This is a genomic window from Luteibacter sp. 3190 (assembly GCF_031456385.1).
Lineage (GTDB): Bacteria > Pseudomonadota > Gammaproteobacteria > Xanthomonadales > Rhodanobacteraceae > Luteibacter.
The window spans coordinates 186346-199753 of the sequence record NZ_JAVDUO010000003.1 but is presented as its reverse complement, the minus strand read 5'-3'; the positions used below and the strand labels follow the sequence as shown (position 1 = coordinate 199753).

Here is a 13408-nt window from a genome sequence, read left to right as displayed (position 1 = left end):
CTGTCCGGACAGGTTTGTCCGCGGACAGTCGACATGGCGCCGGCCGACCGCCATGCCGGGCCGCGATCGCGTTGGCACGCTGCGTGCAGAGCCATGCTTCGGCCGCGCGACGCGGAGGATCCCGCGGGGTGTGCGGGTGGCAGGCGGATTCACCGATCGAAGGGAACGTTGCATGTTCGGCTATTACCTGGAACTGGCCGTGCGCAGCCTGAAGCGCAGCCGGGGCCTTACCGTGCTGATGGTGTTCGCCATCGGTTTCGGCGTGGCGGCGTCGATGACGACGTATTCCGTCTTCCGTGCCGTATCGGGCGATCCCATTCCGTGGAAGTCGTCACGGCTGTTCGTACCGCAGATCGACGCGTGGGGCCCACGCAAGGGTCGCGAAGTCCCCGACCTGCAACAGGCGCTGACTTATACCGACGCCATGGCGCTGATGCGCGATCATCGCGCGAAGCTGCAATCGCCGCTGTACATGATCGCGCCGGCGATCCTGCCGACCCGCGCCGGCGAGCATCCGGTCAACGTCACCGGCCACGCCGTGTCGAGCGAGTTCTTCCCCATGGTCGAGGCGCCGTTCGCGCATGGCGCGGGATGGACAGCCGACGACGACCGCCGCCGTGCCGCGGTCGCCGTCATCAGCGAACGACTGAACCGAAAGCTCTTCGCCGGCGAGGACAGCGTCGGCAGGACGATACGGATCGCCGGCAAGGATTATCGCGTCGTGGGCGTTCTGGGCGACTGGAATCCGCAGCCGCGCTACTACGACATCTACAACAGCAACGGATTCTCGACGGACCGGGACGACATCTTCATTCCCTTCGACCGTGCCATCGACGCGGCGGTGACGCGCGACGGCAGCAACAGCTGCTATGTCGTGCCGAAGGACACGGGCTTCGAGGGCCTGAAGAAGTCTTCCTGCGTGTGGGTGCCCTATATGCTCCAGCTCGACGACGCGGCCGCGGTCGCATCGTTCCGCCGTTACCTCCACGACTACGCCGGCGAACAGCAGCGAGCCGGCCGCTTCAACTGGCCGCCGAACGTACGCCTGAGCGACATCCCCACCTTTCTCGTGTCCGAGGAAGTCGCGCCGCGCGACACGAAGATCTCCCTGATCGTCGCCATCGGGCTGCTGGTCGTCTGCCTCGTGAACACCGTCGGGCTGTTGCTTGCGAAGTTCCTCCGCCGCAGCGGGGAGATCGGCATCCGTCGCGCGCTCGGCGCGCCGCGAAGGGCGATCTATGCCCAGTTCCTCACCGAAGCGGGGATCGTCGGCCTGGCCGGCGGCGTGCTCGGCCTCGTCCTGACGGGCCTGGGCGTGCTCGCCATGGGATGGCTGCTGCCCCGGCACATCGCCGCGCTGGCGCGGCTGGACATGCCGCTGCTCCTGCTGACCCTCGCGGTGGCTGTCGCCTCGACGATCCTCGCCGCCCTCTATCCCACGCTACGCGCATCGCAAGTGCAGCCGGCGTGGCAACTGAAGTCGAACTGAGGAGTCGTCCATGAGGCTGCATCCCATCTTCGCGGCGCTCCGTCGGCACAAGGCGGGCGTGGTGCTGATTGCCCTGCAGATCGCACTCACGCTGGCGATCGTGTGCAACGCGACCTTCATCATCGGTCAGCGCGTGCAGATCATCGGCCGGCCGAGCGGCATGGACGAACGCGACGTGTTCGTCGTCAGCCAGCAATGGGTGGGCGTGGACAACGTTGAGGACCCGGCCAGCGTCGAGAAGCTGGATGCCCTCCAGCGCGAGGACCTCGCCGCGCTGCGCAACATGCCGGACGTCGCGGCCGTCACGCCGGCAAACTCGCTGCCGCTGTACAACAGCTCATGGACGGGCGCGGTGAGCGTGAATCCCGGCCACGGCGAGTACGACGGGTCGAGTAACGGCACGGCGCTGGTCTCTTATTACTACATGGACGAACAGGCGCTCGCCGTCCTCGGCGCGAAGCTCGCCGAGGGGCGCTTCTTCCGCGCCGACGAGGTCGCGCACATCGGTCCGAAGGATTCGGCGCCGTCCGGTGTGACGGTGATCTCGAAGCAGCTCGCGCAGAAACTGTTTCCCGGCGAGAGCGCCCTCCGCAAGCCGCTGTATATCGACGGCGCGACGAAGCCGTCGACGATCGTCGGGGTGCTCGACCGTCTCCAGTCCCCCGCCGTGGTGAGGAAGATGCCCTGGGCGACCGTCGTGATTCCCGCGCGGCTGGACAACCTTTTCGCCCGATACGTCGTGCGCGCGAAGCCCGGAAGGCTCGACGCCGCGATGAAGGCGACGCCGGGCGTGCTCTACCGGACGAACCCGATGCGCATCCTGGATGAGGACAATGGCCTGAAGAGCTTCGCGGCGATTCGCGGCGAGGCCTACCAGGCCGACCTCAGCATGGCGATCCTCATGGGGGCCGTGTGCCTGATCCTCATCGGCGTCACGGCCGCCGGCATCGTCGGGCTCACCAGCTTCTGGGTCGGGCAGCGGCACCGGCAGATCGGCGTGCGACGCGCGCTCGGCGCACGCAAGGTCGACATCCTCCTCTACTTCCAGATGGAGAACCTTGCCATCGCGAGCGGCGGCGCGGCGCTTGGCACCGTGCTGGCGGTCGGCGTGAACTTCTGCCTGATGCGCGAGTTCGACATGGCGCGCCTGCCGCTGGCGTGGATCGCGGTGGGCATCGTCGCGGTGCTCGTCCTGGGCCAGGCCGCGGTGCTCGCGCCGGCGCGCCGTGCCTCGAACGTGCCACCGGTGGCGGCGACGCGCGCGAGCTGACGATGCCGTCGCTCGTCACCGCCGGGATTCACGCTCCTTCGTGGCGGGCGCGTCGTCCTGCTCCTTCGCGCGCCGGCGCAGGCGCAAGGGCGTCTCGCCGACCAGGCGGATGAACGCGCGGCGCATGCGCTCGGTATCGCCGAAGCCGCTGTCGCGGGCGACGGTCTCGACCGCGAGGCTTCCCTGTTCGAGCATCGCGCGGGCCTGTTCCAGGCGCAGCATCGCGATCGCGCGGGCGGGCGTGTGTCCCGTTTCGCCGCGGAACAGACGGGTGAACTGGCGGGGACTCAGATTCGCGACGCCGGCGAGCTCCGGCAGCGACAGCGGCCGGCGCAGGTTGCGCCGCGCGTAGGCCAGCACCGTCTGCACCCGGTCGCTGCGGGCGTCGAGATCGAGCAGCGTCGAATGCTGCGACTGGCCACCGCCGCGGCGGTGATGCATCACCATCCCGCGCGCGATGTGGCGCGCGAGATCGCGGCCGTGATCCTCCTCGACCAGCCCGAGGGCGAGATCCGTGCCAGCCGACATGCCGGCGGACGACCAGATCGGGCCGTCCTTGACGTAGATGCGGTCGAGCTCCACCTGGCACGCCGGATACCGGCGGCGCATCTCGTCGCCGAAATTCCAGTGCGTCGTCGCCTTGCGGCCGTCGAGCAGCCCGGCGTCCCCCAGCACGAAGCTGCCGAGACAGATCGAGGCCAGGCGGCGCGTGGTGCGGGCGGCGTCGACGAGGAACGCGCTGACCGTGGGCGACGTCTCCGGAATCTCCATGCCCACGCCGATCATCAGGGTATCCAGCGCGTCCGCGCGCAGCGGCGCGCACGAGATCGCCTGTCCCATCGACGAGCGCACGGTGCCGGGCGACTCGGAGAGCAACTCGATGTCGTACAGGCGGGCGCCCGCTTCCTTGTTCGCCACCTCGAACACCGACAGCGCGGCGAAGCACATGATCTGGAAATCGGGGTAGACGAGGAGTCCGACGCGACGCATGGAACAGGCTCTGATCGTGGTGGGAGCGGGAGAGGTGCGGCCGTGATGGCGGCCATTCCAGCTTGCGGCGGCGGGAAATGTCCGGATTCGCGGCCTCTATGACCGTCGGTCCGTGAAGAGGTCGTATAGCCTGACCAGCTTACCGCCGAATGGTCCCGTAAAGCGCAGAGCGGACCTTCGTCACATTGGCGCCGCACGACGTGCTTGAAATCGCCAATCCGACGCCAGTGTGCAAGAACCGCCGGACCGGGACACGGCACGATCCAGATCGCGGGCGCGTGGAAGGCGCCGTCCGACCGGTGCCGTCGCTCGACGGCACGCCGCCCGCACGAACCGATGCACGGGATGGAGAACGATGACGACGAATGCGCGCCCGTCGGGCGACGGTTGCGCGGATGCGCTGGAGGCGCAACGCTTCCGCGAGCTGTTCGATGCCACACCCGCGGCGATCGTGGAGCTCGATTGCACGGAGCTCCACGCGATGCTGGACGAACTCAGGAAGGACGGGGTCGTCGACATCCGGTCCTACATCGACGCGCACCCGGCGTTCGTCCTGGCGGCGCTGGAGCGAACCCGCGTCGTGGCGACGAACGAGCACTTCCTGACGCTGATGCGGGCTCCCACGGTTGCCGATGCCTGCATCCCGCTCATCGGTTACTGGTCGCCGTCGCCGCACGTGTACCGCCAGTTCATCGAGGCGCGGTTCGATGGCAAGCCGACGCACGAAGCCGAGACACGGATGCTGCGTGTCGACGGAACGACCATCGACTGCCTCGTCTCGTCGGCCTATGGCGCGGTGGCATCCCGTCCGTACTCGACCATCTCCGTCCTCGTCGACGTCGGCGCGCGTCTCGTCGCCGAGCGCGAGCTGGCGCGCGTCCAGGCCGAACTCGCCCATGCCGCGCGCGTGACCGTGCTAGGCCAGCTCACCACGTCGATCGCGCACGAAGTGAGCCAGCCGCTGTCCACGATCGCGCTCACCAGCGAAGCGATGCTTCGATGGCTCGAGCTGGACGAGCCCGATCTCGACGAACTTCGTGCGCTCGCGCGGTCGACGGCGGAACAGACGGCGCGGGCCGCCGACGTCGTCGGGCGGATCCGCCGCATGGCGCGCCGGGCCGAGCCCCTGATGCGCCCCATCGCGCTCAACGCGCTGGTGCAGGACGGCTGTCGCTTCCTTCACCACGAGTTCCTTCGTCGCGACGTGCAGGTCGAAACCCGGCTCGACCCAACGTCCCCGATGGTGCTGGGGGACGCCGTCCAGTTGCAGCAGGTGTTCATCAACCTCGCGCTCAACGCCATCCAGGCGATGACGAGCGCGCTGAGCGCCGTGCGGCGCCTGCGCGTCACCACGCGACTCACGGCGGGCGGCTGGGTCGAACTGTGGATGGAGGACACGGGACCGGGCGTCCCCACGTGCGACGAGGCGCTGCTCTTCCAGCGCTTTCACACCACCAAGCCGGACGGCATGGGCATGGGCCTGCCCATTTCGCAGACGATCGTGCAGGCGCATGGCGGCATGCTCCGCCTCGCGGAACGCCAGGAAGGCTGGGGCTGCCGCTTCGTGATGGAGGTTCCGGCGCACACGCGCGGCACGCCGGCCTAGGGGAGGTTGGCCCTGACCCATCCGACGATCTGCGAGGTGGAGACGGCGCCCGACTGGCGCGCGACTTCGCGCCCGCCCGCGAAGAGGATCATCGTGGGGATGCTGCGGATCCCGAAGCGCGCCGACAACGCGGGCTCCGCGTCCGAATCGACCTTGGCCAGGCGTACGCGCGGCTCGAGCTGCCTTGCCGCGGCCTCGAACTGCGGGGCCATGGCCACGCAGGGGCCGCACCAGGTCGCCCAGAAGTCCACCACCAGCGGCAGCTCGCCGCGCGTCGCATAGGCATCGAAGACATCGGTCTTCAGCGCGACCGGGTGACCGGTGAACAACGGCTGGTGGCAGCGGCCGCACTTTGGACCTTCGCCCAGCCGTTCGGCGGCGACGCGGTTCATCGAGGCGCAATGGGGACAGGCGAAGACGATGGGAGCGGGGGACATGGCGGCCTCGGCGGTGGGTTCCATGTTGCGATATCGGTTCGCCCGGCGCCTTGGACAAGACCGCTGTGGCCTCAGCCCCTTGCCTTGACCCGCTCGCGATGCGCGGCCTGTTTCGCCCGGTTGCCGCAGGACGCCATGCTGCACCAGCGCCGCGCGCGGCCGCGGGTGTGATCGGCGAACAGCAGCGTGCACGACGGCCCTTCGCAGGCCTTCACGTGCGAGAAGTCCTCGCCCGTTACCAGACGCGCCATCGCCTCGCCGATCGGCAGGAGCAACGACGCGGGCGACGACCAGCGGCGGCGGCGGACGAATGCGAGCCCGCCCTCGCCGGCGGTGACCTGGATGAACCCATCGTCGCGCGACAGTAACCGGTTCAGTGGCTCGAGATCGCTCAGGACCTCCGGCGCCAGCGGGCGCCCCATGTGGGCCCGCACGAACGCGGCGAACCAGTCGCGAAGGCTGCGCGCCTGGTCGGCGAGCCGATCGAGCTCGCCTGGCATCGCCCGCTCCCGCAAGTCCGCGAGCACCCCGGCCGGCACCCATCCCGCCTGGGCAAGCCAGTCGACGAGCCCGTCGCCGTCCGCGATCCAGTCGACGGGAGCGTCTACGGGCGTGGCGACGGAATTGAGGAAATCGAGCCCTGGCGCGTCGGCGACGAACAGGGCGGGAGCGGAGCGGGACATGGGCAAGGCATCCGGGAGTACGGGCGAACAGTAACCTTCAAAACGCATGTTGACAAGTTACGTAGGCACTCATAACCTGAAAAACAACCGCTGTCCGGTTACGGGTGGCGGTCGCTCCGTGACCCCCATCCCGAGGAATCTCCCATGGCCGCCATCCATTACTGCACCGCCGACGTCGACGGATTCAACATCTTCTATCGCGAGGCCGGTCGCCCCGGCGCCCCGAAGCTCCTCCTGCTGCATGGTTACCCGAGCTCGGGTCACATGTTCCGCGACCTCATCCCCCTCCTGGCCGAGCGCTTTCACATCGTCGCGCCCGATCTTCCCGGCTTCGGCCAGTCGGACATGCCATCGCGCGACACGTTCGCCTATACGTTCGACAACCTCGCCGATGTCATCGACCGCTTCACCACCACCGTGGGGTTCGATCGCTTCGCGCTCTACGTGTTCGACTACGGCGCGCCCACGGGATTCCGCATCGCCAGTCGCCATCCCGAACGGATCACCGGCATCGTGTCGCAGAATGGCAACGCGTACCTCGAAGGACTCAGCGACGCGTGGAACCCGATCCAGGCCTACTGGCAGGATCCGACGCCCGAGAACCGGAGCGTGCTCCGCGACATGCTCAAGCCGGAGACGACGCGCTGGCAGTACGTGCACGGCGTCGCGGACGAATCGCTCGTGTCCCCGGACGGGATCGCCCTGGACAACCATTACCTTGCGCGCCCGGGAGCCGACGAAATCCAGCTCGACCTCTTCGGCGACTACCGCACCAACGTCGCCCTCTATCCGACGTTCCAGGCGTATTTCCGCGAGCACAAACCCCCGTTCCTGGCGATCTGGGGCGAGCACGACCCGTTCTTCCTCCCGGCGGGCGCCGAAGCCTACAAGCGCGACATGCCCGACGCCGTCGTGCGGTTGCTCGATACGGGGCACTTCGCGCTGGAGACCCACGCGGCGGAGATCGCGGAGGCGATCATCGATCAGTTCGGCCGCTGAGGCGCCCATCGCTGCCGCTATCACGTGGCGTAAATAACGCCGGCAGATGAAGAAATCGACATGATTTCTTCGGCATCGTGGCGACCTCTGCACACATGGCATGGCCTACTCTCGTCGGGCAAGACCAGCCCCGCCTGTCCAGGCCGAACCCAACAGTGCCGAGGTCTCCACGATGGACTTATCGAACGACTGGAAATTCACGCGTCGCGACGTGCTCAAGCTGGGCGCCGTCTCGATGAGCGCCCTCGCGATCCCGCGCATCGTCGCCGCGCCGGCGACCGAGGCCGCGCGGCCCCCCGTGATGGCGAAGGTGGCGATGGAGGTCAACGGGAAGCCGCAGGCGCTCGACCTCGACACGCGCACCACGTTGCTCGACGCGTTGCGCGAGCACATGCACCTCACCGGCACGAAGAAGGGCTGCGACCACGGCCAGTGCGGCGCCTGTACCGTCATCGTCGACGGGCGACGCATCAATAGCTGCCTCACCCTCGCGGTGATGCACCAGGATTCGAAGATCACGACGATCGAAGGCCTGGGCACGCCGGAGAAGATGCACCCGATGCAGGCGGCGTTCGTGAAGCATGACGGCTACCAGTGCGGCTACTGCACGCCTGGCCAGATCTGCTCGGCCGTGGCCGTCCTCGACGAAATCGAGCGCGATATCCCCAGCCACGTGACCGCCGACCTCGGCAAGAAGGCCGCACTGAGCCGCATGGAGGTGCGCGAGCGCATGAGCGGCAACATCTGCCGGTGCGGCGCGTACTCCAACATCCACGACGCCATCGCCGATGTCGCGGGAGGTGCCGCATGAAGCCCTTCGGATACGAGCGCGCGGAAACACCCGCGGCCGCCGCCGCGAGCGCGGTCAGCCATCCCGGCGCGAAGTTCATCGCCGGTGGCACCAACCTGCTCGACCTGATGAAGCTCGGCATCGAGGAGCCGACGTACCTGATCGACGTCAACGGCCTCAAGCTCGACGCCATCGAGACCGACGGCGACGGCGTGCGCATCGGCGCGCTCGTGCGCAACACCGACCTCGCCGCCGACGCGCGCATCCGTCGCGACTATCCGCTGCTTTCCCGCGCATTGCTCGCCGGTGCGTCGGGCCAGTTGCGCAACAAGGCGACGACGGCGGGCAACCTGCTCCAGCGCACCCGGTGTCCGTACTTCTACGACACCAACCAGCCGTGCAACAAACGCCTTCCCGGCAGCGGCTGCGCCGCGATCGGTGGCGCCAGCCGCCAGCACGCGATCGTCGGCGTGAGCAAGGCCTGCATCGCGACACATCCCAGCGACATGGCGGTGGCGATGCGCGCCCTGGACGCGGCGGTCGAAACGGTGAAGCCCGACGGGAGCAAGCGTCGTATTCCCATCGCGGACTTCCATACGTTGCCCGGCAACACGCCGCACATCGAGACGGTGCTCGAACGCGGTGAGCTCATCACCGCGGTCACCCTGCCGAAGCCGGTCGGCGGCACGCAGCTGTATCACAAGGTTCGCGACCGTTCGTCCTACGCGTTCGCGCTGGTGTCGATCGCGCTGATCGCGCAGCCGGACGGCACGGGCCGTGTCGCCGTCGGTGGCATCGCGCACAAGCCATGGCGGGTCGACGCGGCGGATGCCGAACTGCCCAAGGGCGCGAAGGCCGCCTCGGCCAGGCTCCTCGCCGGCGCGCAGACGACGCATGACAACGCCTACAAGGTCACCCTGACGGAGCGCGCCCTCGCGGCGACGCTTGCCGAAGCGAAGGAGCGGAAGGCATGAAGTTCGATACCCCCGCCACCACCAATCCCATCGATCAGCTCAAGGTCGTCGGCCGTCCCATCGACCGCGTCGAGGGTGCGCTGAAAACCACGGGCACGGCGCGCTACGCCTACGAGCGCCACGACGTCGCCCCGAACCACGCGTATGGTTACGTGGTGGGTTCCGCCATCGCGAAGGGAAAGATCGTTTCCATCGACACGAGCAAGGCGCAGCGCGCGCCCGGTGTGCTCGCCGTGGTCACGGCGCAGAACGCCGGCAAGCTCGGGAAAGGCGACTACAACACGGCGAAGCTGCTCGGTGGTCCCGACATCCAGCACTATCACCAGGCCGTCGCGATCGTCGTCGCCGAGACGTTCGAGCAGGCACGCGCGGCGGCACAACTGATCAAGGTCGACTATGCGCGGACGGGCGGCGCGTTCGATCTCGCGTCGGAGAAGGACAAGGCCATCAAACCGAAGGACGGCGATCCGGACAGCGCCAAGGGCGACTTCGCTTCGGCGTTCGCCGCCTCGGCGGTGAAGCTGGACGCCACGTACACCACGCCCAACCAGTCGCACGCGATGATGGAGCCGCACGCGACCATCGCGGCATGGGAAGGCGACAAGCTGACCCTGTGGACGGCCAACCAGATGGTCGACTGGAGCCGCGGCGACGTGGCCAAGACGATGGGCATTCCGAAGGACAACGTACGTCTCGTTTCGCCGTACATCGGTGGCGGATTCGGCGGCAAGCTGTTCGTCCGTGCGGACGCCGTTCTGGCCGCGCTCGGCGCGCGCGCGGCGGGCCGTCCCGTCGCGGTTGCCCTGCAGCGTCCCTTGATCATGAACAACACGACGCATCGTCCGGCGACGATCCAGCGCATCCGCATCGGCGCCTCGAAGGACGGGAAGATCGACGCGATCGCGCACGAGAGCTGGTCGGGCGACCTGCCCGGTGGCGGCCCGGAGACCGCCGTGCAGCAGACGCGCCTGCTCTACGCCGGCGCGAACCGCATGACGGCGACGCGCCTCGCCGTGCTCGATCTTCCGGAAGGCAACGCGATGCGCGCGCCGGGTGAAGCGGCCGGGTTGCTGGCGCTGGAAATCGCCATGGACGAGATGGCGGAGAAGCTCGGCATCGACCCGGTCGAGTTCCGCATCCTCAACGACACGCAGGTCGATCCCGAGCACCCCGAACGGCCGTTCTCGCAGCGCCGGTTCGTCGAATGTCTGCGCACGGGCGCGCAGCGGTTCGGCTGGGACAAGCGCGTCGCGCGGCCGGGCAGCGCACGCGACGGCCGTTGGCTGAAGGGCATGGGGGTGGCGGCCGCCTTCCGCAACAACCTCGTCCAGAAATCGGCGGCACGCGTGAGGCTCGAGCGAAACGGCCGGATCACGGTCGAGACCGACATGACGGACATCGGCACCGGGAGCTACACGATCATCGCGCAGACGGCTGCCGAGATGCTCGGCGTGCCGGTCGACCGCGTCGACGTGCGCCTCGGTGATTCCAGCTTCCCGGTGTCGGCCGGTTCGGGCGGGCAGTGGGGCGGCAACAGCTCGACGGCGGGCGTGTATGCCGCGAGCATGAAGCTGCGCGAGGCGATCGCACGGAAGGTGGGCGTCGACCCGTCGAAGGCGTCGTTCGAGAACGGCGAGGTGGTGGCCGACGGCAAGCGGACTTCGCTTGCCAAGGCGGCGGCGGACGGCGAACTCGTCGGCGAGGACGCGATGGAATACGGCGATCTCGCCAAGCGTTTCCAGCAGTCGACCTTCGGCGCGCACTTCGTCGAGGTACGCGTGGACGCCGCGACAGGCGAGATCCGGATCGAACGCATGCTCGCCGTGTGCGCGGCGGGGCGCATCCTCAATCCCAAGACCGCGCGGAGCCAGGTGATCGGCGCCATGACGATGGGCGCGGGCGCGGCGTTGATGGAAGAACTCGTCGTCGACAAGCGGCTGGGCTTTTTCGTCAATCACGACCTCGCGGGCTACGAGGTGCCGGTGCACGCGGACATCCCGCATCAGGACGTCGTGTTCCTCGACGAGACGGATCCGGCGTCCTCGCCGATGAAGGCCAAGGGTGTCGGCGAGCTGGGTATCTGCGGCGTCGGCGCGGCGGTGGCGAATGCCGTCTACAACGCGACGGGAGTGCGGGTGCGCGACTACCCCGTCACGCTCGACAAGATCATCGACAAACTGCCACCGCTGGCCTGACGATCCACCGAGACGGGTAGGAGCGCGCCCTGCGCGCGACATGTTTTCGCGAAGAGTCACAGGGCCTGTAGCTTTCCGCGAAAAGCTGTCGTACCCAAAGGGCATAAACGCGCAGGGCGCGCTCCTACGATTGAGGAGACTCAGCCTTCGCTTCCGACCCCGTGGTGCACGACGAACACGCGCTCGGGGTCGTGCTTTCGTTTGATCGCGAGCAGCCGGGCATAGTTCGTTCCCCAGAAGGCGTCCTGCCAGTCCGGTTGGAAATAGTCGCTCTCCGATACATAGGACCCCGCGCGTGGCGCGGCACGGCGCAGGCGTCGATAAGCGGCATTCACATCATCGGCCCCGCGACGCGCCACGGCGGTGTCGACGTGCGCGCCCGGCAACCCTTCATAGTTCGGCGCACCGCTGTGGCCCACGATGGCGAGGGCGAACGCGTCGAGCACGGCGGGGTTCGTGGCGGTGTCGCGGGAGGCGGCGATGGCGTCGGGCGGTGCGCCGTAGAGGCCCTTGTTGACGTGCAGTTCGACGCTGGAGTGTCCGGCGGCCTCGGTGATGGCGGTCGCGAGGCTGCGCAGGGCGTCGTCGCGCAGCAGCGCCGAAGGCAGCCAGGCGGACGCGTAGCCGTGGATGTACCAGCCGATCTGGTCTTGGTCGCCCTTCCAGACGAAGTGCGACGACGGTGCCCCCGGACGCCCATCCGGCACGATCAGTTGTGGCGCGTGCTCGCGGAAGAACGCGGCGTCCCAGAAGTGACGGGCCCCCACGTCGAGCGCGCGAAGCGGACGACGCACGGCGTACGCCGGACGCGCGTTCACCCAGGCGACGAACGGTGCCCACGCCGCCTCGGCGGCGGCCTTGTCGATGCCCTGGAAGACCATGGACACGACGAGCCGTCGGTCGTGGGTGAAGCGGAGTTGCTCGCCCCAGGTCGGGTTGCACAGCGTCTCCCGGTAGAAGCGCAGCACCTCGTGCGTGAGCGCGAGGAAGGACGCGTCCGAGTCGGCAGCGATCTCGCCCGAGAGGCCGCCGAAGCGGTCGGGCAGGTCGTGCGTGCGCAGCGTCAGGCGGGTCACGACACCGACGTTCCCGCCTCCGCCCCCCTTGAGCGACCAGAACAGATCGGGATCGGTGTGCGCGTTGACGACCCGGATCCGTCCGTCGGCGGTGACGAGCTCCGCTTCGAGCAGGTTCGACGCGGCACTGCCGAAGCGCTTGGAGAAGCTGCCGAAGCCGCCACCGGTGACGAGACCGGCCACCCCGACGGTCGTGCAGCCGCCCCCCTGGACGTAACGGCCGCCGCGGGTGGTCACGGCATCGTACGCGTCGATCCACATGGCGCCCGCGCCGAGGCTCACGGCGGGTTGCGGCGCCGTGCCCGGTCGGGCGCCCTCGGGGACGAACGCGTCGTGCAACTCGACCCGGTTCATCCGCCGCGTCCAGACCAATAGGGAAGCCGGGGCGCACGAGGTGCCCTGGTAGCTATGGCCGCCGCCCTTCACCACCAGCCGCACGCGATGCCGGCGGGCGAAGCGCACGGCGGCCGCGATGTCGTCGGCGCTTTCCGCGGCCAGGGCCCAGGCGCTCGGCCGCGAGTCCCATGCGCCGAACCAGCCGCTGGTCTGCGTGAGCGCCGGCTGGTCACCGATGTAGAACGCGTTGCCGCGTTGGGCGACGGCTTCGGCGCGGCTCGCCGCGTCGCCGAGAAACGGCGACGCCGGAACCGAAAGTCGGCCACCGACCTCGCGGTTCAGGGCGTCCCACTGGTCGGCCGACGGCCACCCGGGGCGACCGGGCCGCACACGGGCGAAAGGCGGGGCGGTGAACGCGTCGGCTTTCAGCGTCCAGGGGAGGAGGGGCAGGGCGAGTGCGGCTTTGAGGAGGGTGCGGCGGTCCATGGGTGCCTCGGCGGTCGGTTCGGGTCCATCCTCCGCCGCGACGTGTCTTCCGTCGCGCGCGCGGGGGCGAACCGACA

The 13408-nt window shown here is 68.6% G+C and carries 11 protein-coding genes; 7 read left to right on the top strand and 4 right to left on the bottom strand.

What is annotated here, in order from left to right; translation table 11 throughout:
• The first annotated feature begins 172 nt into the window (after nt 1-172).
• Nucleotides 173-1489 carry an ABC transporter permease gene (locus tag J2X58_RS13805; protein WP_310048870.1) on the top strand — a complete coding sequence of 439 codons (1317 nt, stop codon included), beginning with the start codon at nt 173-175 and terminating at the stop codon, nt 1487-1489.
• Nucleotides 1490-1499: 10 nt separating this feature from the next.
• The gene (locus tag J2X58_RS13800; protein WP_310048868.1) at nt 1500-2759 is read left to right on the top strand and encodes an ABC transporter permease; all 1260 of its coding nucleotides are present in this window, start codon (nt 1500-1502) and stop codon (nt 2757-2759) included.
• A 15-nt stretch (nt 2760-2774) separates the two neighbouring features.
• Here the strand turns inward: J2X58_RS13800 and J2X58_RS13795 are convergent, their stop codons facing one another.
• Nucleotides 2775-3749 carry a GlxA family transcriptional regulator gene (locus J2X58_RS13795; protein ID WP_090058155.1) on the bottom strand — a complete coding sequence of 325 codons (975 nt, stop codon included), beginning with the start codon at nt 3747-3749 and terminating at the stop codon, nt 2775-2777.
• Between the two features lie 355 nt (nt 3750-4104).
• Between J2X58_RS13795 and J2X58_RS13790 the strand changes: the two genes are divergently transcribed.
• The gene (locus J2X58_RS13790) at nt 4105-5355 is read left to right on the top strand and encodes an ATP-binding protein (protein WP_310048867.1); all 1251 of its coding nucleotides are present in this window, start codon (nt 4105-4107) and stop codon (nt 5353-5355) included.
• Here J2X58_RS13790 and trxC read toward each other — a convergent pair.
• Nucleotides 5352-5792 (bottom strand): thioredoxin TrxC, encoded by a 441-nt coding sequence (gene trxC / locus J2X58_RS13785; protein WP_090058487.1) that lies wholly within the window; start codon nt 5790-5792, stop codon nt 5352-5354. The two genes, J2X58_RS13790 and trxC, sit on opposite strands and share 4 nt — an antisense overlap.
• A gap of 71 nt (nt 5793-5863) precedes the next feature.
• Nucleotides 5864-6475 carry an ABATE domain-containing protein gene (locus tag J2X58_RS13780; RefSeq protein ID WP_310048866.1) on the bottom strand — a complete coding sequence of 204 codons (612 nt, stop codon included), beginning with the start codon at nt 6473-6475 and terminating at the stop codon, nt 5864-5866.
• Between the two features lie 144 nt (nt 6476-6619).
• Between J2X58_RS13780 and J2X58_RS13775 the strand changes: the two genes are divergently transcribed.
• The 4 genes from J2X58_RS13775 to paoC all read left to right on the top strand — a co-directional run bounded on the left by J2X58_RS13775 (nt 6620) and on the right by paoC (nt 11433).
• Nucleotides 6620-7474: an alpha/beta hydrolase gene (locus tag J2X58_RS13775; protein WP_310048864.1), complete on the top strand. Its 855-nt coding sequence runs from the start codon at nt 6620-6622 to the stop codon at nt 7472-7474.
• Between the two features lie 172 nt (nt 7475-7646).
• Nucleotides 7647-8285, top strand: coding sequence for an aldehyde dehydrogenase iron-sulfur subunit PaoA (gene paoA / locus J2X58_RS13770; protein ID WP_310048863.1), 639 nt, complete (start codon nt 7647-7649; stop codon nt 8283-8285).
• Nucleotides 8282-9238 (top strand): xanthine dehydrogenase family protein subunit M, encoded by a 957-nt coding sequence (locus J2X58_RS13765; RefSeq protein ID WP_310048861.1) that lies wholly within the window; start codon nt 8282-8284, stop codon nt 9236-9238. The genes paoA and J2X58_RS13765 overlap by 4 nt, the downstream gene beginning before the upstream one ends.
• Complete coding sequence (gene paoC, locus J2X58_RS13760; protein ID WP_310048860.1) at nt 9235-11433, top strand: aldehyde oxidoreductase molybdenum-binding subunit PaoC; 2199 nt, start codon at nt 9235-9237, stop codon at nt 11431-11433. Before J2X58_RS13765 ends, paoC begins: the two co-directional genes overlap by 4 nt.
• Nucleotides 11434-11573: 140 nt before the next feature.
• Here the strand turns inward: paoC and J2X58_RS13755 are convergent, their stop codons facing one another.
• Complete coding sequence (locus J2X58_RS13755; RefSeq protein ID WP_310048859.1) at nt 11574-13331, bottom strand: FAD-binding protein; 1758 nt, start codon at nt 13329-13331, stop codon at nt 11574-11576.
• Nucleotides 13332-13408 lie beyond the last annotated feature (77 nt).